The sequence below is a fragment of the Mycolicibacter senuensis genome (assembly GCF_002101885.1).
In the GTDB taxonomy this organism is placed as follows: domain Bacteria; phylum Actinomycetota; class Actinomycetes; order Mycobacteriales; family Mycobacteriaceae; genus Mycobacterium; species Mycobacterium senuense.
The window spans coordinates 1-25,830 of the sequence record NZ_LQPS01000022.1 but is presented as its reverse complement, the minus strand read 5'-3'; the positions used below and the strand labels follow the sequence as shown (position 1 = coordinate 25,830).

General features: G+C 70.1%; 22 protein-coding genes, 1 tRNA gene and 2 pseudogenes. 10 read left to right on the top strand and 15 right to left on the bottom strand.

Annotated elements, in window-relative coordinates; genetic code table 11:
* Window positions 1-9: 9 nt before the first annotated feature.
* From AWC24_RS04410 to AWC24_RS04380, 7 genes are all read right to left on the bottom strand, one after another.
* A complete protein-coding gene (locus tag AWC24_RS04410; RefSeq protein WP_085082432.1) occupies window positions 10-279 on the bottom strand; it encodes a hypothetical protein in 270 nt (89 codons plus the stop codon).
* Window positions 279-644, bottom strand: a complete 366-nt coding sequence (locus AWC24_RS04405; RefSeq protein WP_085082430.1) for a heme-binding protein — start codon at window positions 642-644, stop codon at window positions 279-281. The genes AWC24_RS04410 and AWC24_RS04405 overlap by 1 nt, the downstream gene beginning before the upstream one ends.
* Window positions 645-702: 58 nt before the next feature.
* A complete protein-coding gene (locus AWC24_RS04400) occupies window positions 703-1,365 on the bottom strand; it encodes an LpqN/LpqT family lipoprotein (RefSeq protein WP_085082590.1) in 663 nt (220 codons plus the stop codon).
* A 5-nt stretch (window positions 1,366-1,370) separates the two neighbouring features.
* Window positions 1,371-1,739: an arsenate reductase (glutaredoxin) gene (gene arsC, locus AWC24_RS04395; RefSeq protein WP_085082428.1), complete on the bottom strand. Its 369-nt coding sequence runs from the start codon at window positions 1,737-1,739 to the stop codon at window positions 1,371-1,373.
* A 1-nt stretch (window position 1,740) separates the two neighbouring features.
* Window positions 1,741-2,721 (bottom strand): ribose-phosphate diphosphokinase, encoded by a 981-nt coding sequence (locus tag AWC24_RS04390; RefSeq protein WP_085082426.1) that lies wholly within the window; start codon window positions 2,719-2,721, stop codon window positions 1,741-1,743.
* Window positions 2,722-2,830: 109 nt separating this feature from the next.
* Complete coding sequence (gene glmU / locus AWC24_RS04385; protein ID WP_085082424.1) at window positions 2,831-4,315, bottom strand: bifunctional UDP-N-acetylglucosamine diphosphorylase/glucosamine-1-phosphate N-acetyltransferase GlmU; 1,485 nt, start codon at window positions 4,313-4,315, stop codon at window positions 2,831-2,833.
* A 64-nt stretch (window positions 4,316-4,379) separates the two neighbouring features.
* Window positions 4,380-4,451 (bottom strand) — tRNA-Gln (locus AWC24_RS04380).
* 85 nt (window positions 4,452-4,536) lie between these two features.
* Between AWC24_RS04380 and AWC24_RS04375 the strand changes: the two genes are divergently transcribed.
* The 3 genes from AWC24_RS04375 to AWC24_RS04365 are packed head-to-tail and all read left to right on the top strand — an operon-like array spanning window position 4,537 to window position 9,742.
* Window positions 4,537-5,139 carry a TetR/AcrR family transcriptional regulator gene (locus AWC24_RS04375; RefSeq protein WP_064920059.1) on the top strand — a complete coding sequence of 201 codons (603 nt, stop codon included), beginning with the start codon at window positions 4,537-4,539 and terminating at the stop codon, window positions 5,137-5,139.
* Window positions 5,140-5,198: 59 nt separating this feature from the next.
* Entirely contained in the window at window positions 5,199-8,861 is a 3,663-nt protein-coding gene (gene mfd, locus AWC24_RS04370; RefSeq protein WP_085082422.1) for a transcription-repair coupling factor, read from the top strand.
* Entirely contained in the window at window positions 8,858-9,742 is an 885-nt protein-coding gene (locus AWC24_RS04365) for a nucleoside triphosphate pyrophosphohydrolase (RefSeq protein ID WP_085082420.1), read from the top strand. The genes mfd and AWC24_RS04365 overlap by 4 nt, the downstream gene beginning before the upstream one ends.
* Here the strand turns inward: AWC24_RS04365 and AWC24_RS23275 are convergent.
* Together AWC24_RS23275 and AWC24_RS04350 are read right to left on the bottom strand one after the other, a co-directional pair.
* On the bottom strand, window positions 9,739-11,988 hold the full coding sequence (locus AWC24_RS23275; RefSeq protein ID WP_163705390.1) for a PGRS repeat-containing protein: 2,250 nt from the start codon (window positions 11,986-11,988) through the stop codon (window positions 9,739-9,741). The two genes, AWC24_RS04365 and AWC24_RS23275, sit on opposite strands and share 4 nt — an antisense overlap.
* A gap of 186 nt (window positions 11,989-12,174) precedes the next feature.
* Entirely contained in the window at window positions 12,175-13,680 is a 1,506-nt protein-coding gene (locus AWC24_RS04350) for a PPE family protein (protein WP_085082418.1), read from the bottom strand.
* A gap of 127 nt (window positions 13,681-13,807) precedes the next feature.
* Between AWC24_RS04350 and AWC24_RS22905 the strand changes: the two are divergent.
* From AWC24_RS22905 to AWC24_RS04320, 7 genes and pseudogenes are all read left to right on the top strand, one after another.
* A pseudogene (locus tag AWC24_RS22905) lies at window positions 13,808-14,452 on the top strand (DUF2275 domain-containing protein); the annotation flags it as partial.
* 183 nt (window positions 14,453-14,635) lie between these two features.
* A complete protein-coding gene (sigC, locus tag AWC24_RS22900) occupies window positions 14,636-15,214 on the top strand; it encodes an RNA polymerase sigma factor SigC (RefSeq protein ID WP_234807254.1) in 579 nt (192 codons plus the stop codon).
* Window positions 15,215-15,347: 133 nt separating this feature from the next.
* Window positions 15,348-16,082: a lytic transglycosylase domain-containing protein gene (locus AWC24_RS04340; protein WP_085082416.1), complete on the top strand. Its 735-nt coding sequence runs from the start codon at window positions 15,348-15,350 to the stop codon at window positions 16,080-16,082.
* Between the two features lie 117 nt (window positions 16,083-16,199).
* Window positions 16,200-17,489, top strand: a complete 1,290-nt coding sequence (gene eno, locus AWC24_RS04335) for a phosphopyruvate hydratase (RefSeq protein WP_085082414.1) — start codon at window positions 16,200-16,202, stop codon at window positions 17,487-17,489.
* Window positions 17,490-17,508: 19 nt separating this feature from the next.
* Window positions 17,509-18,165 carry an FtsB family cell division protein gene (locus AWC24_RS04330; RefSeq protein ID WP_085082412.1) on the top strand — a complete coding sequence of 219 codons (657 nt, stop codon included), beginning with the start codon at window positions 17,509-17,511 and terminating at the stop codon, window positions 18,163-18,165.
* Window positions 18,158-18,649: a DUF501 domain-containing protein gene (locus AWC24_RS04325; protein WP_085082410.1), complete on the top strand. Its 492-nt coding sequence runs from the start codon at window positions 18,158-18,160 to the stop codon at window positions 18,647-18,649. The genes AWC24_RS04330 and AWC24_RS04325 overlap by 8 nt, the downstream gene beginning before the upstream one ends.
* Window positions 18,646-19,599 carry a Ppx/GppA phosphatase family protein gene (locus AWC24_RS04320; RefSeq protein WP_085082408.1) on the top strand — a complete coding sequence of 318 codons (954 nt, stop codon included), beginning with the start codon at window positions 18,646-18,648 and terminating at the stop codon, window positions 19,597-19,599. The genes AWC24_RS04325 and AWC24_RS04320 overlap by 4 nt, the downstream gene beginning before the upstream one ends.
* A gap of 131 nt (window positions 19,600-19,730) precedes the next feature.
* On the opposite strand, the gene AWC24_RS04315 is transcribed toward AWC24_RS04320, so the two are convergent.
* The 6 genes and pseudogenes from AWC24_RS04315 to AWC24_RS04290 all read right to left on the bottom strand — a co-directional run.
* The gene (locus AWC24_RS04315) at window positions 19,731-20,186 is read right to left on the bottom strand and encodes an MPT63 family protein (RefSeq protein WP_085082405.1); all 456 of its coding nucleotides are present in this window, start codon (window positions 20,184-20,186) and stop codon (window positions 19,731-19,733) included.
* A gap of 51 nt (window positions 20,187-20,237) precedes the next feature.
* The gene (locus tag AWC24_RS04310; RefSeq protein WP_085082403.1) at window positions 20,238-20,921 is read right to left on the bottom strand and encodes a response regulator; all 684 of its coding nucleotides are present in this window, start codon (window positions 20,919-20,921) and stop codon (window positions 20,238-20,240) included.
* On the bottom strand, window positions 20,918-23,440 hold the full coding sequence (locus AWC24_RS04305; RefSeq protein WP_407663432.1) for a sensor histidine kinase: 2,523 nt from the start codon (window positions 23,438-23,440) through the stop codon (window positions 20,918-20,920). The genes AWC24_RS04310 and AWC24_RS04305 overlap by 4 nt, the downstream gene beginning before the upstream one ends.
* Window positions 23,441-23,468: 28 nt before the next feature.
* Window positions 23,469-24,647 (bottom strand): PPE family protein, encoded by a 1,179-nt coding sequence (locus tag AWC24_RS04300; protein ID WP_085082401.1) that lies wholly within the window; start codon window positions 24,645-24,647, stop codon window positions 23,469-23,471.
* A gap of 52 nt (window positions 24,648-24,699) precedes the next feature.
* Window positions 24,700-25,518 (bottom strand): PPE family protein, SVP subgroup, encoded by an 819-nt coding sequence (locus AWC24_RS23270; RefSeq protein WP_085082399.1) that lies wholly within the window; start codon window positions 25,516-25,518, stop codon window positions 24,700-24,702.
* A gap of 213 nt (window positions 25,519-25,731) precedes the next feature.
* Window positions 25,732-25,830: pseudogene (locus tag AWC24_RS04290) on the bottom strand (type VII secretion protein EsxI); the annotation flags it as partial.

Genomic DNA, 25,830 nt, shown 5'->3' with positions numbered 1-25,830 from the left:
CGAGAGCGCTCAGCGGCAGTTGTTGGTGTCGATCCAGCGGCCGTTGTAGTCGACGCAGGTCTGCACCGGCGGCGGGGGAGGAGGCGGTGGGAGGACGTCTTCGGGCAGCGGGGCGTAATAGGCCGGCGGCGGCGTGAGGTCGGTGCACGTGCTGACATGGAATCGGCGGCCGACGCCGACACACACGTCGGCGACCGCGGTGCCGGCCGGTGTGACGAACACGGTTCCCGGCGCAACCATCAGTGCCAGTGCGGCCGCGGCGCGGATTCGGCGCGTCATCACTGAGCCAGCAGGGGGCCGTCGGCGTCGGGAAGCCCGCAGCGGCTACGGAAGTCGACGAGCGGGCGGCGAATACCCAACAGGTCGGCGTGGGCCTGCGGATTGTCGGCGAAGTAGCCGCGGATGGCGTCGGGCACCTCCTCGTCGGGCCGGTCGCGCAGGCCGGAGTAGAACGCGTTGACGTCCGGATGTGCGAACAGGTAGCCGGAGGTCGATGCGGCGACGCCGGCGGCCACGTTGGCCAGATCCGCGGCGGTGCAGCCCGGCGGCGGCTCGGCCATCGCCGCCGACGGTGCGAGCAGGCCGACGGCGATCGCGCCGCCGATGAAGCTCAGCAACGCTCGGGGAACAGACGTGCGGTCCATCGCGGAGATCCCTTTCCCTGGCCCGCAGCACGTTAGCAGCCGCGGCCGGCGTTGGGGGTCACTTCGCGGCGACGGTGAATCCGTTCATGATCGCCTCGACGTCGGCGGCTTCCTTGGGCGCCTGTTCGTTGAAGCTGGTGATCGCCAATTGCACCAGGTAGCGCTGGTCGGCCGGTGCCGCCCCGGTGGCGATCACCATCCGGAACCAGCTGTGCAGGCGCTGGCCGTCCATATCGTGGGTGCCTTGGACCATCGACGACGGAAAGCCCTGGTAGTCCTCGTTGGAGGCGTCCAGCAGCCGGAAGTTCTTCGACAGCTGGGCGTCGACGACACCGTGCTTGATGGCCTCGCGCGAATCGAAGTTGCCGTTGAGTTTGACCAGGCTCAGGATCGCCCGCGGAAGTTTCTCGCCCTTGCCGATGACCAAGGTGGTCGCCGGCAACATCGCGTTCTCCTTCTTCGTCCAACCCCGCGGCGTCGGGATCGACACGGTCAGGTCGGTCAGCGCGTCGGGTGCCACCGCCTCGGCGACCACCCCGCTGTCTTCCAGGAAGCGTCCCACCGTCACCGGCGGCTGCGGCGCCTCCGACGTGGTGCTGGTGGTACTGCCATTAGACCAAATCGATTGGTAGTCAGGACTTTTGGCGCCACATCCGGTTGCCGCGCCCGCCAGTGCCGCGGAGGCCAGCGCTGCGGTGCACGCCAGGGCCGCCCGGCGCAGCGCGGTCACAGTATCTCGCGGACCGTGTCAATCGGACGGCCCAGCCGGGTGCCTTTGCCGGTGACGACGAACGGACGCTGGATCAGGATCGGGTTCGCGGCCATCGCGTCGAGCAGTTCGTCGTCGGAGGCGTCAGCCAGGTTGAGCTCGGCGTAGACCGACTCGCCGGTGCGCACCGCGTCGCGCACCCCGATACCGGCCTCGCGGATCATGGCCGCCAGCTCCGCACGCGACGGCGGAGTCTTCAGGTACTCCACGATGGTCGGCTCGATACCGTTGTCGCGCAGCAGTTCCAGCGTCTTGCGCGAGGTCGAACAGCGCGGGTTGTGGTAGATGGCCGCGGTGCGGGATTCGGCAGTGTCGTCGCTGGCCATTTTAGGCGTCTCCATTGAAAAGCCCGGTGACCGAGCCGTTTTCGAATACCGCCCGGATGGTGCTGGCCAGCAGCGGGGCGATCGAGAGCACGGTCAGTTGGGGGAACTGCTTGTCCTCGGGGATCGGCAGGGTATTGGTGACGATCACCTCGCTGGCGCCGCAGGACGCCAGGCGTTCGGCGGCCGGCTCGGACAGCACGCCGTGGGTGGCGGCGATGATCACGTCGCTGGCGCCGTCCTCGCGCAACAGGTGCACCGCGGCGGCGATGGTGCCGCCGGTGTCGATCATGTCGTCGATCAGTACGCAGGTCTTCCCGGCCACCTCACCGACCACGCGGTTGGACTTGACCTGGTTGGGCACCAGCGGATCGCGGGTCTTGTGGATGAACGACAGCGGAACGCCACCCAATGAGTCCGCCCACTTCTCGGCGATGCGCACCCGGCCGGAGTCGGGGGAGACCACCACCATGTCGGAGTTGGCGTAGTTCTCCTTGATGTAGCCGACCAGCAGCGGCTGAGCGCGCATGTGGTCGACCGGGCCGTCGAAGAAGCCCTGGATCTGATCGGTGTGCAGGTCCACGGTGACGATTCGGTCGGCGCCGGCCGTCTTGAGCAGGTCGGCCACCAGGCGGGCCGAGATCGGTTCGCGGCCGCGGTGCTTCTTGTCCTGGCGGGCGTAGGGGTAGAACGGCACGATCGCGGTGATCCGCTTGGCGCTGCCGCGCTTGAGCGCGTCGATCATGATCAGCTGTTCCATCAGGTGCTTGTTCAGCGGCGCCGGGTGCGACTGCAGGACGAAGGCGTCGCAGCCGCGTACCGACTCATCGAACCGCACGAAGATCTCGCCGTTGGCAAAGTCACGGGCGGTCTGGGCGGTGACCGGGACGTCCAGTTCCTTGGCGACCTGATCGGCCAGCTCCGGGTGCGCTCGACCAGCGAAGAGCATCAGGTTCTTGCGGTTGTCTGTCCACTCGTGGCTCACGTGCTGCCCCCGCTGTTGGCGATCTGGAAATCTGGTCGAGTTAATTCGGGCCTTATGGTACGTAGTCTGCCGCGCGATTTCGCCCCGGGCTGCCTCAACGCGACCAACCTCACGATGACCGATCCGGTCGGGAACCGCCGGTCGCCTGGGCCTGCTCGGCCGCCTCGGCGGCAGCGCTGCCGGGCCGCTTGTGCTGCACCCAGTTCTCGATATTGCGCTGCGGGCCGGCCGACACCGCCAATGCGCCCGGTGGCACGTCGTCGCGCACCACGGTGCCGGCGCCGGTGTAGGCACCGTCGCCGATCGTGACCGGGGCCACGAACATGGTGTCCGAACCGGTGCGCACGTGCGAGCCGATCGTGGTCCGCCGCTTGGTCTGGCCGTCGTAGTTGACGAACACGCTGGAGGCGCCGATGTTGGAGTGCTCGCCGATGTCGGCGTCGCCGACGTAAGTCAGGTGCGGAACCTTGGTTCCGGTGCCGATGGTGGAGTTCTTGGTCTCGACGAACGCCCCCAGCTTGGCGTCGGCGCCCAGCGCGGTGCCGGGACGCAGGTAGCTGAACGGCCCCACCGTCGCGCCGGCCCCGATCGTCGACGAGGCGGCGTGGCTGCGGATCACCGAGGCGCCCTCGCCCACGGTGACATCGGACAGCGTGCTGTCGGGCCCGATCTCGCAGTGCGCACCGATGACGGTGTGGCCGAGCAGCTGGGTTCCGGGTGCCACGGTGGTGTCGCGTCCGACCGTCACGTCCACGTCGATCCAGGTGGTGGCCGGGTCGACGATCGTGACACCGGCCCGCTGATGGCTGGCGATCAGCCGGCGGTTGAGTTCGGCCGCCAACTCGGCCAGCTGCACCCGGTCGTTGACGCCGGCCACCAGGGCGGCGTCGTCGACGTGGCGCGCGTGCACCACCTGGCCGTCGCCGCGCACGATGCCGATCACGTCGGTCAGGTACAGCTCGTGCTGGGCGTTGTCCGAGCCGAGCCGGCCCAGTGCGGAACGCAGCGCGGTGATGTCGAAGGCGTACACCCCGGCGTTGACCTCGCGGATCTCGCGCTGCGATTCGGTGGCGTCGGCCTGTTCGACGATGGCGGTCACTTCCCCGTCCTGGGTGTGCAGGATGCGCCCGTAGCCGGTGGGGTCGGCCATCGTCGTGGTCAGCACGGTGACCGCCGCCGGGGCGGCGCGATGGGTGTCGGCCAGCGCCCGCAGCGTCGCGGTGTCCAGCAGCGGAATGTCGCCGGAGGTGACCACGACGGTGCCGGCGAAGTCGTCCGGCAGCGCCGACAGGCCGCACAACACCGCGTGCCCGGTGCCCAGCTGCTGGTCCTGCAGGGCGATGTCGATGGGGCAGTCCAGGGCCTGTGCCAGCTCTGCCACCGGCCCGGCGATGCGTTCGTGGGCGTGGCCGAGCACCACCACCAGGTGCCGGGGCCCGACCCCGGCGGCCGCGCGCAGGCAATGCGAGAGCATGCTGCGCCCACCCAGCGTGTGCAGCACCTTGGGGGTGTCGGAGACCATCCGGGTCCCGGCCCCGGCCGCCAGCACGATGACGGCATCCTGGCGCGAGGGAGCGTGTTTGTGCGTCGACACGCCGTCTAGCCTGTCATTCTGCGCACGCTCGCGGCAAAGGGTGGGGCAAAACCATGCTGGAGAGCTCCGTCGCCAGGACTCGAACCTGAACTATCTGAACCAAAATCAGAGGTGCTGCCGATTACACCACGACGGATGGATTGCAAGGAGACTCTACCGAACTGGATATCCTGGACATCGTGGCTGCTCTGGACAGGGATGGCAGGCCCCCGCGGGCCCGGATGACCGGCAGCGAGCGTCGGCACCAACTCATCGACGTCGCGCGCTCACTGTTCGCCGAGCGCGGCTACGAGGGCACCTCCATCGAGGAGATCGCACTGCGCGCCAACGTGTCCAAACCGGTTGTCTACGAGCATTTCGGCGGCAAGGAGGGGCTGTACGCCGTGGTGGTCGACCGGGAGATGTCGGCGTTGCTGGACGGCATCACCACGTCGCTGACCAAGTCGACCAACAACCAGTCCCGGCTGCGGGTCGAACGGGTCGCCCTGGCGCTGCTGACCTACGTCGACGAGCACACCGACGGTTTCCGCATCCTGATCCGTGATTCCCCGGCATCGATCAGCTCCGGGACCTATTCCACCCTGCTCAACGACGCGATCGGCCAGGTGTCGTCGATCCTGGCCGGCGACTTCTCCCGGCGCGGCCTGGACCCCGAGACCGCGCCGCTGTATGCCCAGGCGCTGGTCGGCTCGGTGTCGATGACGGCCCAGTGGTGGCTGGACGTGCGCGAACCCAAGAAGGAAGTGGTGGCCGCCCACCTGGTCAACCTGTGCTGGAACGGGCTGACGCACCTCGAGGCGGACCCGACGCTGCACGACGTATAAGGCATGCACCGCAACGCAAATCGGCGTCCGGGCCACCACCGCCTAGAATTACCCGCATCATGACCGCACCGGGGCACGCCAGCCCAGCCACCCCGATCGCGGGGCTCGTCGAAGCCGCATTGAGCGCGCCGACCTTCGTCGACCTCATCGAGCGCATCGACAGCCGGCCCGCCGAGCTCGACTTGGTGGGCCCGGCCGCGACCAGACCGTTCGTCGCCGCCGCAGTCGCCCGCAACGGCCCGCTGCTGGTAGTCACCGCCACCGGCCACGAGGCCGACGACCTGGCCGCCGAGCTGCGCGGTGTCTACGGCGACACCGTGGCGCTGTTCCCGTCCTGGGAGACGCTGCCGCACGAGCGGCTCTCCCCGGGGGTGGACACCGTAGGGGCCCGGATGCTGCTGCTACGCCGGCTGGCACGGCCCGACGACGCGCACCTGGGACCGCCGCTGCGTGTGGTGGTCACCACCGCCCGGTCGCTGCTGCAGCCGATGGCCCCGCAACTGGATGCGATCGAGCCGGTCACCTTGACCGTCGGCGAGGAGACACCCTTCGAGGCGGTGATCGCCCGGCTGGTCGAGCTGGCCTACACCCGGGTGGACCTGGTCGGCAGGCGCGGGGAGTTCGCGGTGCGCGGCGGCATCCTCGACGTGTTCCCGCCGACCGCCGAGCACCCGGTGCGCGTCGAGTTCTGGGGCGACGAGATCAGCGAGATGCGCCCGTTCTCGGTGGCCGACCAGCGCTCCATCCCCGAGATCGAGGCCGGCACCGTGGTCGCGGTGGCGTGCCGGGAGTTGCTGCTCACCGACGACGTCCGCGCCCGAGCGGCCGAACTGGCCGGCGACCACCCGCGCACCGACAACGCCGTCACTGGGGGTGTCGGTGACATGCTGGCCAAGCTCGCCGAGGGCATCCCGGTCGACGGCATGGAGGCCCTGGGCCCGGTACTGCGGCCCGGCCCGCAGGCGCTGCTGACCGATCAACTGGCGGCCGGCACCCCGGTGTTGATCTGCGACCCGGAGAAGTTCCGCGCCCGCGCCGCCGACCTGATCAAGACCGGCCGCGAATTCCTGGAGGCGTCCTGGTCGGTCGCCGCGATCGGCGGTGACGCCCCCATCGACGTCGAGCAGCTCGGCGGGTCGGGATTCCGGGACCTCGCCGAAGTACGCAAGGTGGCGCTCGACACCGGCCATCCGTGGTGGACGCTGAGCCAGCTGCCCGACCCGGAGGCGATCGAACTCGAGGTGCGCCCCGCACCCTCGGCGCGTGGTCGGCAGCGCGATATCGACGAGATCTTCGCCATGCTGCGGGCGCACACCACGACCGGCGGCGCCGCGGTGATCGTGACCCCCGGTGTCGGCACCGCGCGCCGGCTGGTCGAGCAGCTGGGCGAATCCGACACCGCGGCAACACTGTTGGAACCCGGTGCGGCGCCGCAGCCGGGCGTGGTCGGGGTATTGCAGGGCCCGCTGCACGACGGTGTGGTGATCGGCGGCGCCAACCTGGTGATCGTCACCGAGGCTGACCTGACCGGAAACCGGGTCGCCGGACCGGAAGGCAAGCGGCTGGCGGCCAAGCGCCGCAACGCCGTCGACCCGCTGGCACTGACCGCCGGTGATCTGGTGGTGCACGACCAGCACGGCATCGGCAAGTTCCTGGAGATGACCGAGCGCACCGTGGGCGGCGCGCGGCGCGAATACCTGGTGCTGGAGTACGCCTCGACCAAACGCGGCGGCAACCGGACCGACAAGCTCTACGTCCCGATGGACTCGCTGGACCAGCTGTCGCGCTACGTCGGCGGCCAGGCCCCGGCGCTGAGCAAGCTCGGCGGCAGTGACTGGAGCCAGACCAAGACCAAGGCGCGCAAGGCGGTGCGCGAGATCGCCGACGAACTCGTCGCGCTCTACGCCAAACGCCAAGCCGCGCCCGGCCACGCGTTCGCCCCGGACACCCCGTGGCAGGCCGAGATGGAGGACGCGTTCGGGTTCACCGAGACCGTCGACCAGCTCACCGCGATCGGCGAGGTCAAGGCCGACATGGAAAAGCCGGTCCCGATGGACCGGGTGATCTGCGGCGACGTCGGCTACGGCAAGACCGAGATCGCGGTGCGTGCGGCGTTCAAGGCCGTCCAGGACGGCATGCAGGTCGCGGTGCTGGTGCCCACCACGTTGCTGGCCGATCAGCACCTGCAGACGTTCAGCACCCGGATGGCCGGATTCCCGGTGACGGTCAAGGGGCTGTCGCGCTTCACCGACACAACCGAGTCCAAGGCGGTGATCGACGGGCTGGCCGACGGCTCCGTCGACGTGGTGATCGGCACTCACCGGCTGCTGCAGACCGGTGTGCGCTGGAAGAACCTCGGCCTGGTGATCGTCGACGAGGAGCAACGGTTCGGCGTCGAGCACAAGGAGCACATCAAGGCGCTGCGCACCCACGTCGACGTGCTCACCATGAGCGCCACCCCGATCCCGCGGACCCTGGAGATGAGCCTGGCCGGTATCCGGGAGATGTCGACGATCCTCACCCCGCCCGAAGACCGCTACCCGGTGCTGACCTATGTCGGCGGCCACGACGACAAGCAGGTGGCGGCGGCGTTGCGGCGCGAGTTGCTGCGCGACGGCCAGATCTTCTACGTGCACAACCGGGTCAGTTCCATCGATGCGGCCGCCGCCCGGGTGCGCGCGCTGGTGCCCGAGGCCCGGGTCGTCGTCGCGCACGGCCAGATGCCCGAGGAGCTGCTGGAGACCACCGTGCAGGGCTTCTGGAACCGCGAATACGACATCCTGGTGTGCACCACGATCATCGAGACCGGTCTGGACATCTCCAACGCCAACACCTTGATCGTCGAACGTGCCGACACCTTCGGGCTCTCCCAGCTGCACCAGTTGCGGGGCCGGGTGGGCCGTAGCCGGGAACGCGGCTACGCCTACTTCCTCTACCCGCGGGACACGCCGCTGACCGAGACCGCCCACGACCGGCTGGCCACCATCGCCCAGAACAACGAACTCGGCGCCGGGATGGCGGTGGCGATGAAGGACCTGGAGATCCGTGGGGCCGGCAACGTGTTGGGCGTGGAGCAGTCCGGGCACGTCGCCGGGGTGGGCTTCGACCTGTATGTCCGGCTGGTCGGCGAGGCCGTAGAGGCCTATCGGGCGGCATTCAACGGCGAGACCGTCACCACCGAGGAGCCCAAAGACGTCCGGATCGATCTGCCGGTCGACGCCCACCTGCCGCCGGAGTACATCAACTCCGACCGGCTGCGGCTGGAGGCCTACCGCCGGTTGGCCGCCGCCCCCGACGACGACGCGATCAGCGCTGTGGTCGAGGAGCTGACCGACCGTTACGGGCCGCTGCCGGAGCCGGCGGGCCGGCTGGTCGCGGTGGCCCGGTTGCGGCTGTTGTGCCGCAGTGTCGGTATCACCGAGGTCAGCGTGGCCTCGGCGACCACCTTGAAGCTGGCCCCGATGACATTGGCCGACTCCGCCCAGTTGCGGCTCAAGCGGCTACACCCGTCGGCCAGTTACCGCGCCACCACCGCCACCGTGCAGGTGCCGATCCCGCGCGCCGGCTCCGCAGTCGGCGCGCCGCGCATCCGCGACCTCGAACTGGTGCAGATGGTGGCCGACCTGATCGCGGCGCTGGACGGAAAACCTGCGGGCCGGCTCGACATGGCCGGAACGGCGCCGGCCACGCGCGACCACGCCACGGCGGTCGGTCGACGATGACCGTCGTGCTGGTCGATCCGCGCCGGCCCACGCTGGTGCCGGTGGAAGCCCTGGCGTTGCTGAGCGGTGACGTGGTCTACACCGAGGAACTGCCGGTGTTGGTGCCGTGGTCGCTGCCGGCCGCCCGATCGGTGCTCTCCGGCGGAGACGCGAAGGCCGCGGTGTTGCTGTCCTCGGATCGCGACCACCCCGCCGTCGCGGCCCGCCTGGCCGCCGGTGAGACGCTGATCACCGCACCGGACGCCCCGGCGGGGGAGCGGCTGCTCGACGCGGTGGCGATCATGGACCGGTTGCGCACCGCCGGCCCGTGGGAGAGCGAGCAGACCCACGATTCGCTGCGACGGTTCCTGCTGGAGGAGACCTACGAGTTGTTCGACGCGGTTCGTAGCGGCGACGCCGACGAGCTCTGCGCCGAACTCGGTGATGTGTTGCTGCAGGTGCTGTTTCACGCCCGCATCGCCGAGGACGCACCCGAGCACCCGTTCGGCATCGACGACGTCGCCGACGCGTTGTTGCGCAAGCTGGGCAATCGGGTGCCGGCGGTGCTTGCCGGCGAGGAGATCTCGCTGGATGACCAGGTGGCGCAGTGGGAAGAGCGCAAGAAGCTGGAGAAGAGCTCCCGGGACTCGATCATGGACGACCTACCCACCGCGCTACCGGCCCTGGCGCTCGCCCAGAAAGTGCTGCAACGCCTCGCGCGCGCCGGCGTGCCGGCAGACCTGATCCCCGAAGCGCTCACCACGGTCACCGTCGCCGCCGATATCGACGCGGAGAACGCCTTGCGCACAGCGGTTTTGGAACTCATGGACACTGTCCGCTCCGCCGAGAAGGTGATCATCGGCGAACCCGACGAACAGCAGTGGCGCGCCCACTGGCCCTAGCCGTTCTCCCCTGGGGTGCCAGCCGAACCGGTGGGGCCGCCATCGCCGCCGGAGCCGCCGGGATTGCCGGATTGGCCGCCGGTGGCGTCGCCGCCGTTACCGCCGTCGCCACCGGTGCCATCACCAAGGGTGCCCTGCCGGCCGCCGGTGCCGCCGCCACCGCCGTCACCGCCGACGCTGGCCGAACCGCTGCCGTTGCCGCCGTTGCCGCCGCGGCCGCCGTCACCATTGTTGGCATTCTCGGTACCACCGCCGTCGCCGCCTGCGCCGCCGCTGCCACCGGTCCCGTTGTCGCTGCCGCCACCGCCGTCGCCGCCGCTGCCACCTGCTCCGGCGACGCCGTGGCTGCCGCCGCTGCCACCGTTGCCGCCGCTGCCGCCGGTCCCGTTGTCACCCGAGCCACCGTTACCGCCAGCACCACCACGGGCGTCTTGACCGCCGGCGTTCCCACCGTTGCCCCCGGCTCCGCCGGTGCCGCCGGTTCCGGTTCCGGTTCCGCCGTCGCCGCCGTCGCCGCCACCAGAGAAGTTGCCGCCGCCGTTACCGCCGTTTCCGCCGTTGCCCCCGGTTCCGCCGTCGTTGCCGTCGCCGCCGGTGCCGCCGGTGCCGCCGGTGGCGGGCCCGGCGTTGCCGAGAACCTGCGTGCTGCCTCCGCCGGTGCCGCCGTTGCCGCCGTTACCGCCGACGCTGTCGGCGCCGTTGCCGGCACCACCACCGCCGCCGCCACCGCCGCCGGCGCCACCGATCGCCCTGCTGGCGCCACCCTCGCCGCCGGCACCTCCGGTACCACCGTTGCTGGTGCCGCCGGCACCACCATCGCCACCCTGGCCGCTGGCAACCAAGAACCCGGTAGAACTACCGCCGGTTCCGCCGGCGCCACCGTGGTTGGCGTCGGCGCCGTTGACACCGTCGCCACCCACACCACCCTGGCCGCCGGCCCCGCCGGGTGCGCCGGTACCACCGCCGCCGCCGTTGCCGCCGAAACCACCGACGGCGCCGTCACCGTTGCCGGTACCGCCGTTGCCGCCGGCACCACCACTGCCGCCGGCGACACCCGCGGTCGTGGAACTGAAGCCGGTGCCGCCGTCGCCGCCGTTGCCGCCGTCGCCGCTGACCGCGCCCGCGATACCTGCGGCGCCCGTGCCGCCGAGTAGACCGGCCGCACCACCCGCACCGCCCACACCGCCGCTGACCGCAGCGTCGCCACCGTTGCCGCCATTGCCACCAGTGACGTGATCGGTGACGCCGTTCGCGCCGGCACCGCCGTTGCCGCCGGCGCCCGATGCACCGCCGGCACCACCGTTACCGCCCTTGCCGAAGAGCGCCGACCCGGCACCACCGGCACCGCCGTTGCCCCCGGTGCCGCCGTTGCCCCCGGTGCCGCCGTTGCCGCCGTTGCCGCCGTTACCGGTACCCCCGAGAAGCCAGCTGCCGTCCGCGCCGGCAACGCCGTTCGCGCCGGCACCACCGTCGCCACCGGCTCCGGCGGTGCTGAACAGGCCAAGGAGGGCCGCGTCGCCACCTTCGCCGCCCACCCCGCCAGCGCCGCCATTGACGCCATTGACGCCGGCACCACCGTCACCCCCGTCGCCGCCGCTGCTGAACCAGGCGAACATGCCGGCGTCCCCGCCGTTTCCGCCGTTCCCGCCGTCGAAACCGTTCCCGCCGAAGCCGCCATCGCCGCCGAATAAACCGCCCTGACCGCCGTTGCCACCGTGGTCGCCGGCAACGCCCGTGCCATCGGCGTCGAAGCCGTCGCCGCCGTTGCCGAAGAGCCAGCCGCCGGCGCCGCCGTCCGGATGGTCGGCGGTACCGGCCACGCCGTCACCGAACGGCTTCAGCCAGTCGATATCGCCGAGGTTGAACGACGCTGCGGCACCGGATATTTCAGTGACAGGCTGGCCGATGAACAGGGTGCTCAACCCAAGATTGTTCAGCACGCTGTCCCAGCTGGAGCCGTCGAACAGCGTCGCCCACGCTGAGGGGTCGAAAAAGGAAACCCAGTCGATGCCGACTGAGCCATCGCTGAGAGCATCGAGGCCAGTCGCCCAAGCTGACGGATCCAGCAGGTCCATCAGCCCGAAGTCGTCGGCCTGCGCCTGCGGTGAGTCGGCCAACGGTGTCATTCCGAACGCCAGGAACGCCGCAACCCCTGTACCTGCACTGATTGCCCGGCTATGACGACGCGGCGCGTTGCCTGCGGCGTTACCGTGGATCTGCTTGGCGTGGCAGTGACGATGCGACATGCGGTCCCCTTGTCGGTAAGGGCGCGGTTTGCGCCTAATGGGTGACCAAACGTTCGTCAGTGTCCGTTAAGTTATCGAAGTAATTTCAGATAGTCAAGTGTCCGTTAGAAACTACGGGGAATCCACCGCGCAACAGCCCGCCAAGCGAGGTCAAGGATGGCGTTCAGGTCGAAGTGGCTGGAGCTGTCAGCGCCGGTCTTCGGCCCAGCCGCCCGGCAGCATCGGTACCCGCGGCTCGGTGTCGAACGTGTCGCGCTCCAGAACCGTGATCCCGGCCGCTTGGCGTCCCATGTCGGTTGCCGTGCCGGTGAAGCCCAGCGCACCGGCACCGGAATGGGATGCGCCCGGTTGACCCCAGTCCGGGGTCACCCCGATGTTCATGTCCATGTATTCGTCGCCGAACCCGTGCTGCTGGGTGCGGCGGCGCCGACGGCGCTGCTGGGCTTCGCGGAGCGCGGCGGCTGCCGCGGGTGCGGCTTGGCTCTCCGAGGCCTCCTCCTCGGCGCCGCGGGATCGGCGGGCGCCGGTGCTCTGTCGTGCCGAAGCCGAGGCGCTGCTCACCAGATACATCGACGACGTGGGCCCGAAACCGACGCCCGGGCCGCCCCCTGCTGCGCCGCCGGCCGGTATCCCACCGGCGACGGAAGCGGTCGGGCCGGCCGCGGAGATCGTGCCGGAGGTGGCGGGCACTTGTGCGCCCGCCGGTACGGTGGCGCCCACCGCGACGGCAGCGCCGGCGCCGCCCGCTACGGGCGCCAGTGGCGCGGGGTCGACCACCTGGTCGGCCCCGCCCACCGCACCGAGGGCGCCGAGCGCACCGAGTCCGGCAGCGGCGGCAAGCAGGCCGGGCGCCGCCGCCATCATGATCGGAATCGCCATCTGTACGGCGATCTGTCCCATCGGCCACAACAGCATCAGGGTGTGGAAGACGGTCCATCCCAGGGAGCTGGCCAGAATCGGGGTCATGCCCGGGATCTGTAACAGCATCTCGCCGACCGCGCTGGCGAACGGAAACGCCTCGATCGGATATCCGTCGACACCCAACAGCGACCACAGCCACTTCGCGACCGGGTCCGAAAAGCCCATGTTGATCTCTCTGAGCAAGTCGGCGATCTGTTGTTCCCAGCTCACATCGGCGGCGGCTTGACCTGCCGGATCCACGACCGCCGGTGCGGGTGTGGCCACCGGGACCGACGCCAGGGCAGACCCGGCGACACCCTGGTAGACGGTCATCATCTCCGCCGCCTGAATCCACATCCGGACGTAGTCGGCTTCGTTCAGCGCGATCGGGATGGTGTTGACCCCGAAGAAGTTGGTCGCGACCAGCGTCGCGTGCACGGCGTGGTTGGCGGCCAGTTCGGCCAGCGTCGGCATCCCCGCCAGCGCGGCGGTGTAGGCGCTGGCGGCCGTCTGGTGCAAGGCGGCGGCCGCGGCGCTCTTGGCGGCGCTGTCGGTCAGCCAGCTCAGATAGGGCACGTGCGCGGTCGCGTACCGCTCGGCGCTGGGCCCCTGCCAGGCGCCGGACTGCACCCCGGCGAGCACCGCGTCGAGTTCGGCGGCCACCTCGGCGTACTCGGCGCTCATCAGCGACCAGGCCGACGCCGCTTCCAGCAGCGGGCCGGGCCCGGGCCCGGCGCTCAACAGCGCCGAGTGCACCTCTGGTGGCGACGCCAGCCAGACCGGTGCGGTCATGAAGACACCTCCTCTTCCGATTCGCCGGCGATCCTGATCTTGTTCTCCTCAACCAGTGGTCGTCTCATCGACTGGTTTGGTTCCCGACCCGGTGCATCTTGGTGGCCTCTTTGTTTCCCGGCGCCGAATGAGCGACTATGGCGGCATGCGGTGCGACGTGGTGCGGGAAACCCTGTCGGCGCTGCTCGACGGTGAGCAGCAGGAGTTGAACGCGCAGCAGGTCGACGCGCATCTGGCGTCGTGCCGCGGCTGCCGGCGCTGGTTGGTGGGTGCGGCCGCACAGGCCCGCCGGTTGACCACGATCGAAACCGGAGCCGACGCGGTAGCCGGCCCTGACCTGGCCGCGCAGATCCTGGCGGCTGCCGGCGTGACTTCGGTCACCGGCCGGGTCGGGTCCGGTGGGTGGACGCGGTGGGGTTACCGCCGGCTGGCGCTGATCGCGGTCGGGGTGCTGCAGGTCGGCATGGCGCTGGCGCAGATCGCCGGGGTGGACTTCGGAATGGTGTCGGCGCACGGTCACGGAGCCGCCACCGGCGCGCATTTGCTGCACGAGTCGACCGCGTGGTTGTTGGCGCTCGGCGGGGCGATGATCGCCGCCGGCGTCTGGCCCGGTGTGGCAGCCGGCGTCGCCGCGATCGCCGGGGTATTCGCCCTGGCATTGAGCGGATATGTGGCCATCGATGCCTACCACGGTCAAGTGACGATGGCGCGGATCGCCAGCCATCTGCCGGTCCTGATCGGCCTACTGTTCGCTTTGCTGGTGGCGCGTCACCGGGCCGGTGGCGCCGGCCCCCGGACACAGGACGACGCCGCGGCGGATGCGCTGCCGCCGTCCGGCACCGGTCATTCGGGGCAGCGTCGCGGCCGCCGGCATCTGCGGTCGGTCAACGGTCCGAACGGCCCTACGACCATGCGTCGTAGAAGCGGGATCACGGCGGGTCTAGGGTGGTTGTTCATGGCGGGAGCTGACCGGGTCGCTGTCGATGCTGACGGCGCTGACGACGCGGTCACCGCACTCGCACTTGCCGCCGCAGCCGGGGACGCCCGCGCTCTGGAGGCGTTCATCAAGGCCACCCAGCACGACGTCTGGCGGTTCGTGGCCTACCTGTTCGACGGCGGTAACGCCGATGATCTGACTCAGGAGACGTTCCTGCGGGCGATCGGCGCCATCCCGCGGTTCTCCGGGCGCTCCAGTGCCCGGACCTGGTTGCTGGCCATCGCGCGCCGGGTGGTCGCCGATCACATCCGTTACCTGCGGTCGCGCCCGCGCACCGCGCCCGGCGCCGACCCGGAGCTGCTGCTCAACCGCGAGCGGCCCAGCCGCGGCTTCGAGGACGTCGTCGAAGTCGGCACCCTGATCGCAGGACTCTCTGATGACCAGCGTGAGGCGCTGTTGCTGACGCAGCTGTTCGGGCTGTCCTACCGGGACGCGGCCGCGGTGTGCGGTTGCCCGGTGGGCACCATCCGCTCCCGGGTCGCCCGCGCCCGTGACGCGCTGCTCGCCGATCCGGAACGCGACGAGCTCACCGGTTAGTCCGACCGGATTCGGGCTGGCCGGAAGGTTCTTTCCGGGCCCGGTCCGATGACGGTAGCCGATGACGGCGGTCACTTGCGCCGCGGTCATGGAACGATGGACACAGATCAGGGTTTCGAGGTTGGGGAGAGCGGTGTCAGCGCGACGTTGGCTGCGGACCACTGCGGTCGTGGGTGCGACGGCCGTGCTGTTGGCCTCCAGTTGCAGCTGGCAGCTCGGTAACCCGATCCCGCGGGGCGTGCCGCCACCGCCCGGTGACCCGGTCCCCCCGGTCAACACCCAGCTGGTGGCGGGCCGCCCGGCCGATCAGCTGTATCACTGGGCCGCCGAGCGGGCGGCGGTGCTCGACATCCCGGTGACCGCGCTGGAGGCGTACGCCTACGCCGCGCGGGTCGCTGAGGTGGAGAACCCCAACTGCCACCTGGGCTGGACCACCCTGGCCGCCATCGGCCAGATCGAGAGTCACCACGGCCGCTATAACCGCGCCACGGTGGCCCGCAACGGTGACGTGCGGCCCAAGATCCGGGGTGTGCGGCTCGACGGGTCCGGCGGCACTTTGCACATCGTCGAGAGTCTGCAGCCCGACCTGGCCGACGACGACGGCGTGGTGCGCGCTATGGGCCCGATGCAGTTCATCCCCGAGACCTGGCGGCTCTACGGCGTCGACGCCAACAACGACGGCATCATCAGCCCGGACAACATCGACGACGCCGCCCTCTCGGCGGCCGGCTATCTGTGCTGGCGCGGAAAGGATCTGGCCACCGCCAAGGGCTGGATGACGGCCCTGCTTGCCTACAACGATTCGGAGATCTACGCCCGCGCCGTCCGGGACTGGGCCGCCGCGTACGCGGCGGGACGCCCGCTGTGAGGCCCGCGGCCGGCAGCACCGTTTAGGCTCCCGGTAGAGCCCAATACGCTCCCCAATAGGTTTAAGACGGCCAAGAGGTTCAAGACGGCCGGCCCCACCCAGTTCAAGGAGAAGTCAGTGCCCATCATCCAGCAGGTCGGCGCCCGCGAGATCCTCGATTCCCGCGGCAACCCCACGGTCGAGGTCGAGGTCGCGCTGGAGGACGGCACGTTCGCCCGGGCAGCGGTGCCCTCGGGTGCCTCCACCGGCGAGCACGAGGCCGTCGAACTCCGCGACGGCGGCTCCCGGTACGGCGGCAAGGGTGTGCAGAAGGCGGTCACCGCGGTCCTCGACCAGATCGCGCCCGCGGTCATCGGGATCAGCGCCGACGACCAGCGGTTGGTGGACCAGGCGCTGGTGGATCTCGACGGCACGCCGGACAAGTCCCGGCTGGGCGCCAACGCGATGCTCGGGGTGTCGCTGGCGGTGGCCAAGGCCGCCGCGGACTCGGCGGCCCTGCCGCTCTACCGCTACCTCGGCGGGCCCAACGCCCACATCCTGCCGGTGCCGATGATGAACATCCTCAACGGCGGCGCGCACGCCGACACCGGCGTCGACGTCCAGGAGTTCATGGTCGCCCCGATCGGCGCCCCCAGCTTCGCCGAGTCACTGCGCTGGGGTACCGAGGTCTACCACGCGCTCAAGGCGGTGCTCAAGAAGCAGGGGCTGTCCACCGGGCTGGGTGACGAGGGCGGCTTCGCCCCCGACGTCGCCGGCACCACCGCGGCGCTGGATCTCATCAGCACCGCGATCGAGTCCACCGGTTTCAAACTGGGCACCGACGTAGCGTTGGCTCTCGACGTCGCGGCCACCGAGTTCTACACCGAGGGCAGCGGGTACGCCTTCGAGAAGCAGAACCGTACGGCCGCGCAGCTGACCGAGTTCTACGCCGAGCTGCTCGACGCCTACCCGCTGGTCTCGATCGAGGACCCGCTGTCGGAGGACGACTGGGACGGCTGGGTGGCGCTGACCACCGCTATCGGTGACCGGGTCCAGCTCGTCGGCGACGACCTGTTTGTCACCAACCCCGAACGCCTCGAGGAGGGCATCGAGCGGGGCGCGGCGAACGCACTGCTGGTCAAGGTCAACCAGATCGGCACGCTGACCGAAACCCTGGACGCGGTGACACTGGCCCACCACAGCGGCTACCGGACCATGATGAGTCACCGCAGCGGCGAGACCGAAGACACCACCATCGCCGACCTCGCGGTTGCGGTCAGCAGTGGCCAGATCAAGACCGGTGCGCCGGCCCGCAGCGAGCGGGTGGCCAAGTACAACCAGTTGCTGCGGATCGAGGAGGAACTCGGCGACGCCGCCCGCTACGCCGGTGACCTGGCCTTCCCCCGCTACGCGCCGGAGAGCCGATAGTCCGTCGGGGGCGCTGGGAATGTCCGATCCGAAACGGCCCGAGAAGCGGCGTTCCGCGACGTCGCGGCCGGGCCGGGCCGGTGAGACGGGGCGGGCGCGCTCGAGCCGCCCACCGGCGGTTCGCCGCGGACCGGCCGGTTCGCGCAGCGCACCCGAACCACCGGCCCAGCCCGTCAAGCGGGCCGTGTCGGCGGCCGCGGACCAGCGCTCGGAGCTGCGGGTCGGTTTCACTGCGCGGCGCGCGGTCATCCTGGCCGCGGTGATGTGCGTGCTGACCCTGACGCTGGCCGGGCCGGTTCGCACCTTCTTCGCCCAGCACGCGGACATGAAGCAGCAGTCGCAGCTGGAAGCCACGCTGCACGGCCAGATCTCCGACCTGCAGCAGCAGAAGGCCAACATGGACGATCCGGCGCACATCCGGGCCCAGGCCCGCGAGCGGCTCGGATTCGTCATGCCCGGCGAGATCCCCTATCAGGTGCAACTGCCCGCCACCGCGGAGGTGCCGGGCGAGCCGGGCGCCGAACCGAACATGATCGGCCCCAGTGACGAGCCCTGGTACACCTCGCTGTGGCACACCATCGCCGACGTTCCGCATCCCCCGCCCGTCCCGGCCGCGCCGCCCCCGGGACCGCCCGGGCTCCCGGGGCCTGCTGTTCCGGTTGTGCCCGGTGGTTGACCCGGCTGACCTGGCCGCGGTGGGCCGACAACTCGGCCGAGAGCCCCGCGGCGTCCTGGAGATCTCCTATCGATGCCCTAACGGCGAACCCGCCGTGGTGAAGACCGCACCGAAACTGCCTGACGGAACCCCGTTTCCGACCCTGTACTACCTGACCCATCCGGTGCTGACCGCCGCGGCGAGCCGGCTTGAGTCCGCGGGGCTGATGGCCGAGATGACCGACCGGTTGCAGCGCGACCCCGACCTGGCCGCGGCCTACCGTGCCGCCCACGAATCCTTTCTGGCCGAGCGGGATGCGATCGAGTCGCTGGGGACGACGTTCTCCGGCGGGGGCATGCCCGACCGGGTGAAATGCCTGCACGTGGTGATTGCGCACGCGCTGGCCAAGGGGCGCGGTGTCAACCCGTTCGGCGACGAGGCGTTGGCGATCCTGGCCGCCGAACCCGCGATGGCCGGGATCCTGGTGCCGGAGGAGTGGTTGTGACGCATGCGGGCAAGATTGCCGGAATCGATTGCGGCACCAACTCGATTCGGTTGTTGATAGCCGAACCGGTCTACGGCTGGTTGCGTGACGTGCACCGCGAGATGCGGATCGTCCGGCTGGGGCAGGGGGTGGATGCCACCGGCCGGTTCGCCCCCGAGGCGTTGGAACGCACCCGCGCTGCGCTGACCGACTACGCCGAACTGTTGGTGACCCACGGTGTTTCGCGGGTGCGCATGGTGGCGACCTCGGCCACCAGGGATGCGGCCAATCGCAACGAGTTCTTCGACATGACCGCCCGGGTGCTCGGTGTCGCCGTGCCCGGCGCTGTCGCCGAGGTGATCACCGGAGAGCAGGAGGCAACGCTGTCGTTCCGTGGTGCGGTGGGCGAATTGGACAGTGCCGATGGGCCGTTCGTGGTCGTCGACCTCGGTGGCGGGTCCACCGAGTTGGTGCTGGGCGATGCGGGCAGCGGGGTGTCGGCCAGCTTCTCGGCCGACATCGGCTGTGTCCGGTTGACCGAGCGCTGCTTGCACTCCGACCCGCCGTCCGCCGGGGAGATCACCGCGGCCCGCGGCGTGGCCCGGGAACTGCTGGGCCATGCGCTGCAGGTGGTTCCGGTGCAGCACGCCCGGAGTTGGGTCGGGGTGGCCGGCACCATGACGACGCTGGCAGCGCTCGCCCATGGTCTGACCGCGTACGACCCGCGGGTTATTCACCTGTCCCGGGTCGGCTTCGGCGATCTCGTCGCGGTCTGCGACCGGCTGCTCGGCATGACGCGTGCGCAGCGGGCTGCGCTGGGGCCGATGCATCCCGGCCGCGTCGATGTCATCGGTGGCGGGGCGATCGTGGTGCAGGAACTCGCTCGCGCCCTGTCCGAACGCGCCGGGATCGGCGAACTGGTGGTCAGCGAGCACGACATCCTGGACGGTATCGCGCTGTCGATCGCCTAGCCGTGGCGTCCAGGGCTACCGCGACGCAGCTGAGCTCCGTTGGCCCCAAGGCGAACCGGTGACGCCGCTCCAACCACCTGCGATTGCAAGCGGTTGGAGCGGCGACCGGGCCGCACTCTCGGGTGCGAAGATCAGCGCTTCCAGACGACCTTGTCGTGGCCGCCGGCGTCGCGGTAGACGACGCTGTCTGGCGCGGTGCCGCTCTTGACGTCGAAGTAGAGTCGCCCGCTGGTCTGGCTGCCTTGGGCGATCGGCCCGTTGGGCAGGCCGTCGACTTCGTTGCCCTTCATCACCGCGAACGTCGAACTGTTGACGGCACGGGCGTTGAAGTCGGCGATGTTCGGGGTCGGGGTACCGCTCACCGCCTCGGCTGTCACATCGGAGTACCAGATTCCGTCGTTGTGCCCGCTGGGTTGCAGGTTCTTGACGGTGTAGTCGATGGCTCCGCCCGGACTTTGGATCTCTTGGGTCTCACCGAATCCGACGACTGTCGGGTCGGCCATGGCCGGCGCTGCTGCCAGCATTCCTGCCGCCGCAAGGCCGGTCGCTGTCACCGCCGTCTTTTTGGCGATCTGGGAAAACATCACGGCAAAGCTCCTTCCGCTAGGTCCCCAAAGACATATCCGCATGGGCGGATTTCAAACCTCGAATCGGTAACCCATGCCTGCTTCGGTCAGCAGATGCTTGGGATTCGACGGATCGTCTTCGAGTTTCCGCCGCAATTGCGCCAGGTAAACGCGCAGGTACTGGGTCTCTTTGGCGTAGGCCGGGCCCCACACCTGGGTGAGTAGCTCGTCACGGCCGACAAGCTTGCCGCGATTGCGCGCCAGCATCTCCAACATGCCCCACTCAGTGGGGGTCAGGTGCACCTCACCACCATTCTTGGTGACTTTCTTGGCGGCCAGATCAACGGTGAACGACGAGGTTTCAACTATCGGCTGGTCCATCTCGGCGGCGGCGGCATTGCGGCGTGCGGCGGCGCGCAACCGGGCCAGGAATTCGTCCATCCCGAACGGTTTGGTCACGTAGTCGTCGGCCCCGGCGTCGAGGGCCTCGACCTTGTCGGCGGAGTCGGTGCGGGCCGACAGCACGATCACCGGCACCGTCAGCCAGCCGCGCAGGCCGGCCAGCACCTCGATGCCGGAGATATCGGGCAATCCCAGGTCGAGAATCACCACGTCCGGGCGGTGTTCGGCGGCGGCTCGCAGCGCGCCGGCGCCGGTCGCCGCGGTGACCACCTCGTAGCCGCGCACCGACAGGTTGATCTTCAGCGCGCGCAGGATCTGCGGTTCGTCATCGACTACCAGGACACGTGTGCTCATCCACCCTCTCCTGCCGGTGCCGCCAGATCCACCACCATGGTCAGCCCACCACCCGGTGTCTCCGTCGCCGAGATGGTGCCGCCCATGGCCTCCACGAAACCCCTCGCCACCGAGAGTCCCAGGCCCACCCCGCTGGTGTTGTCCCGGTCGCCGAGTCGCTGGAACGGATCGAACGCGTGCATTGCGCCGCCGGGCGGCAGTCCTCGGCCCTCATCGGCGACGTTGATCAATGCCCGGTCGCCGACCCGGCCGGCCGTCACCCGCACCACACTGTCCGAGGCGTAGCGCAGCGCGTTGTCGATCACGTTGGCCAACACCCGTTCCAGCAGGCCGGCGTCGGCCATCGCCACCGTCGGACCCACCTCTACCTTCACCTGGTCCAACCGGCCGCGGCCGAAGACGTTGCTGCGCCTGCCGATTCCGATCAGGACGCGCTGCACCACCTCTTCCAGGTAAACCTTGGTCAGCGCGGGCCGGATCACGCCGGCGGCCAGTCGCGAGGAATCGAGCAGGTTGCCCACCAGGTCGGTCAGCTGGTCGACCGACTCCTCGACGGTGGCCAGCAGTTCGGCGGTGTCGTCCGGGGAGAAGGCGACGTCGTCGGCGCGCAGACTCGACACCGCCGCCTTGGCCGCCGCCAACGGGGTGCGCAGGTCGTGGCTGACCGCCGACAGCAGCGAACGGCGCAGCTCGTCGGTGCGCATCACCGCGTCGGCCCTGCTGGCCTCGGCCGCCAATTCCTCCTGGCGGACCAGTCCGGCCGCCTGTCGGGCCACCACGGACAGCACCCGCCGGTCGCGGGAGGCCAACTGTCGGCCGACCATCAGCATCCAGAACGCGTCGTCGCCGACATCGATCGTGGTGTCCGCGAGATCGACCGAGGTGCACGGCTGCTCGCCGACCGAGGCCACCACCTCAGGCTTGGCGCTGCCGGCCGGAATGCGGACCAGGCTCACGGCTCGCTGCGCGTAGGTCTCCCGGACCCGTTCCAGCAGGGTGTCCAGGTCCGCTCCGCGCAGCACCGACCCGGCGAACAACGTCATCAGCTCGGCTTCTCGCGAGGCACGGCCGGCTTCCCGGGCACGCTTGGCTGCGCTGTCGACCAGGACCGCCACGGCGACCGCGACCAGTAGCAACACCACCTCGGTCACGGCGGCGTCGTGTTCGGCGATGGTGAAATCGCGGCGCGGTGCCAGCAGGAAATAGTTCAGCAAGACCCCGGACAGCAGCGCTGAGAGCACCGCCGGAGCGATTCCGCCGAGCAGGGCCACCAGCAGCACCCCGACCACGAACAGTGCGCTCTGGCCGGTGTCGACATACCGGTCGAGCCAGCCCACCACGATCGCGCACATCACGCACGGCACCGCGACGGCCGCCAGCCAGGACACCGCCCGCCGCTCCCGCGAGGAGATCGACACCGCCCGGAAATTCGGTTTGGTGTCCTCGTCGGTGACGATGTGCACGTCGATGTCGCCCGATTGCTGGACCACCGCCGCACCCACACCCTCGTCGAGAATGCGCGCCCAGCGGGACCGCCGCGAACTGCCGATCACCAGCTGGGTGGCGTTGACGTCGCGGGCGAACTCCAGCAGTGCGGCCGGCACGTCGTCGCCGATCACGGTGTGCAGCGATGCGCCCAGGCTGATCGCCAGTTGCCGGATCTTGCCCACCCGCGGGGCCGGCGCGCCGGAGTCGCCGTCGCCGCCGAGTACATGCAGCACCAGCAGCTCGCCGCCGGCCTTCGACGCGATCCGGGACGCCCGCCGCACCAGCGTCTCGGATTCCGGGCCGCCGGTCACCGCGGCGACGATGCGTTCCCGCGCCTCCCAGGTCTGGGTGATCTTCTTGTCGGCACGGTACTTGGTCAGCGCCGCGTCGACCTGCCCGGCCAGCCACAGCAGCGCCAATTCGCGTAACGCGGTGAGTGTTTCGCCGCGGAAGTAGTTGGCCAGCGCCGCGTCGACCTTCTCCGGGGGATATACATTGCCGTGGGACAGCCTGCGGCGCAACGCTTCCGGTGCCACATCGATCAGTTCGATCTGAGCGGCCTGGCGCACGATCGCATCGGGGACGGTGTCGTGCTCGATGGTTCCGGTGATCTTGGTGACGACGTCGCTGAGGCTCTCCAGCTGCTGGACATTGACCGTGGAGATCACCGTGATGCCGGCGTCGAGCAATTCCTCGATGTCTTGCCAGCGCTTCGGATTGCGGCTGCCCGCCGCGTTGGTGTGTGCGAGATCGTCGACCAGGACCACCTGGGGGCGCCGTTCCAGCACCGCGCCGACATCGAGTTCGGCGCTCGGGTCGCCGATGGTCTCGATGCCCCGCAGCAGTTCGGCGGTCTTGGAGCGGCCGTGGGTCTCGATGGCCGCGGCCACCACATCGGTGCCGCGTTCGGCCCGGCGGTGGGCTTCCCCGAGCATGGCGTAGGTCTTGCCGACCCCGGGCGATGCCCCGAGATAGATGCGGAGTTCGCCACGCGGTTCTGCAGGCCGATCGGCTCGCCTCACGACGCTCACCAGACCATCATCCCGGCAACCGCCGTCATCAGCCAGCAGCGACCGGCCGCACCATCACTGTTGGTTTGAGCCCGTAGCGCGGGTTGCTCAGCCCGGAGCCGCCCCGTCCTGCCGACGCTACGCCCGGCACCCCGGCGCCGACGGTGTTGACCGCGCCGCCCTCTTCGGCCTCGGTCCAGCCGTGACTGACCAGCGTCGCGGTGTTCTCTGGAATCGACGTGGCCGTCGTCGGTACCGCGGCCGGCCAACTCTGCGGCACCGACAGCCCACCGACCGGGGCGGCGTGGCCGACGCCGGCGAGCACCGGCGCGCTACCGGCGGCCGCGCCGCTGGGAGCGGCCACGCTGCCGACCAGGACCGGCGAGGCCGCCACATCCGCGGTGGGCCCGGCCGCGATCGCGATGGCGCTGGCGATGCCGGCGAACAGGTGCCAGGAGGCGCCGGTGGTCAACGCGCTGCTGTAGGTCTGAATCCCGTTCCAGAGCCCGATGTTCTGGGTGGAGTTGATGAAGCCGGACAGGAAGTCGCTGGCCCCGCCCTGGGCCGCCTGCGACGCCGCGGCCGGTGCCGCCAGCGTCTGCATGGCGTTGGGTAGCCCGGACACCAACTGCGACAACCCGTTCTGCGCACTGCTGGTCGAGGCCTGGCCCACCGCGGCGGCCTGTCCCGCGATCCCGGCCGGGTTGGTGCTCGGTGCGGGGGAGTTCAGCGGCTGTAGCACCCCGGCGGCCGACGATGACGCCGCGTAGCCGTACATGGCGATGGCGTCCTGCGCCCACATCTCGGCGTACTGCGCTTCGAGGGCCGCTATCGCGGCGGTGTTGAAGCCCAGGAAGTTCGTCGCGACCAGCGCCGCGAACTGCGTCCGGTTGGCGGCGACCATCGCCGGGGGCACCGTCATCGCGAACGCCGATTCGTAGGCGGCGGCCGATGCCGATGCCTGGGCCGCGGCGTGCTCGGCGGCGGCGGCGGTGGAGTTCAGCCAGGCCAGGTAGGGGCCGGCCGCGGCGGCCATCGCCGTCGCCGCCGGGCCCCGCCACGCCTGGTCGGTCAGGGTGGAGATCACCGACTGGTAGGAAGCCGCGGTCGTGGCCAGTTCGGCGCCGAGCGCATTCCACGCCGCGGCGGCGGCCGTCATCGGCACGGCCCCGGCGCCGGTGTACATCCGTGCGGAGTTGACCTCCGGAGGCAACGCTGCGTAATCCATGTTCGGTGCAAATCCGCTTCCGCTAGTGGGTTCCGGTGGGTGTTCGACGGCGCTAGACGACCGGCTTGCGCGGCATCACGATCGGTTTGACGCCGTAGCGCGGCCGGCCGAACCCATAACCACCACGGTCGGCGGACGCGACGGCGGGCGCCCCGGCCGGCACCGTGGTGGCGCCGTGCGGCTGAGGCTGGGCCGGTCCCGCCGCGGCCAGCGGCCGAGCGGTCTCGGCTGCCGGCGAAGCGTCGGCGGCCCAGCCGGGCGGCGTCGAGGCCAGCTTGCTCAGCGGTGAATTGCCGGCGGCCGCTGACAGCGGCGCAACGGCAGGGGTGGTGCGGGCCGTCTGGGCCACCAGCTCGGCGTCGCTGACATCCTGCACGTGGTGGACGACTCCGGACGGGTTGGTGATGAAGCCCTTACCCAGGCCGGTGAACTCCGAAGCGGCGGAGCCGACGGTCGCACCTTGCATGGCCGCCAGGATGGCGGAATTGCTGGCGATCGAGCTCAGCCCGCCCGCCGGGTCGGCGACCCCGGAACCGACCGCCGCGGTTGCGGTACCCAGCCCGGCGCTCGCCGAGCCGGCCGCCGCGGAGTTCGCCGTTTCGGTGAGACCGTAGGAGTCGGCGCTGGCCCGCAGCGTGTGAATGAACATCTCCTGCATCGCCGCGGCCTGTGCGCTGATCTGCTGGTACAGGGTGCCGTAGGCGGAGAACTGGGTGGCCTGCAGTGCCGAGACCTCGTCGGCGGCAGCCGGGGCCAGTCCGGTGATCGGGGCGGCCGCGGCGGCGTTCTGGGCATTCAACGCCGCGTCGATCGTCTGCAGGTCGCCGGCCGCGGCGGACAGCGCCTCGGGGTGGGTCGTCAGGAACGACATGACAGCTCCTCGTGAGATACGAGCCGGGCCCAGCTGGGCCCGGTTACTGTCCACTGTTTCCGGCCGGCCGCCGAAGGTCAGGGGTCGTTAACGAGTTCTTTACGGTCGTGCACAGATTATTGACGGTTTGCTTTCAGGCCCGGCCGCGTCCGGGAATGCAAAGCAACCGGCGCAGCCCCCTCCGCTGCGCCGGTTCGCTTTGTTCGGGCTTGGTCAGGCCCAGCTGGAGCCCACCGAGGCGTCGGTGTTGGCCATGTTGTTGCCGGCGGTCTGCACCTTCTGACCGTGGGCGTTGGCCTGCTCGTAGATCAC

Bases quoted from the DNA above. Each gene is read 5' to 3' on its own strand.
- AWC24_RS04410 (WP_085082432.1), bottom strand. From the start codon at position 279: ATGACGCGCCGAATCCGCGCCGCGGCCGCACTGGCACTGATGGTTGCG.
- AWC24_RS04330 (WP_085082412.1), top strand. From the start codon at position 17,509: ATGTCCGATCCGAAACGGCCCGAGAAGCGGCGTTCCGCGACGTCGCGG.
- AWC24_RS04375 (WP_064920059.1), top strand. From the start codon at position 4,537: ATGACCGGCAGCGAGCGTCGGCACCAACTCATCGACGTCGCGCGCTCA.
- AWC24_RS04310 (WP_085082403.1), bottom strand. From the start codon at position 20,921: ATGAGCACACGTGTCCTGGTAGTCGATGACGAACCGCAGATCCTGCGC.
- AWC24_RS23270 (WP_085082399.1), bottom strand. From the start codon at position 25,518: ATGTCGTTCCTGACGACCCACCCCGAGGCGCTGTCCGCCGCGGCCGGC.
- AWC24_RS23275 (WP_163705390.1), bottom strand. From the start codon at position 11,988: ATGTCGCATCGTCACTGCCACGCCAAGCAGATCCACGGTAACGCCGCA.
- mfd (WP_085082422.1), top strand. From the start codon at position 5,199: ATGACCGCACCGGGGCACGCCAGCCCAGCCACCCCGATCGCGGGGCTC.
- AWC24_RS04365 (WP_085082420.1), top strand. From the start codon at position 8,858: ATGACCGTCGTGCTGGTCGATCCGCGCCGGCCCACGCTGGTGCCGGTG.
- AWC24_RS04300 (WP_085082401.1), bottom strand. From the start codon at position 24,647: ATGGATTACGCAGCGTTGCCTCCGGAGGTCAACTCCGCACGGATGTAC.
- AWC24_RS04350 (WP_085082418.1), bottom strand. From the start codon at position 13,680: ATGACCGCACCGGTCTGGCTGGCGTCGCCACCAGAGGTGCACTCGGCG.
- arsC (WP_085082428.1), bottom strand. From the start codon at position 1,739: ATGGCCAGCGACGACACTGCCGAATCCCGCACCGCGGCCATCTACCAC.
- sigC (WP_234807254.1), top strand. From the start codon at position 14,636: ATGGCGGGAGCTGACCGGGTCGCTGTCGATGCTGACGGCGCTGACGAC.
- AWC24_RS04405 (WP_085082430.1), bottom strand. From the start codon at position 644: ATGGACCGCACGTCTGTTCCCCGAGCGTTGCTGAGCTTCATCGGCGGC.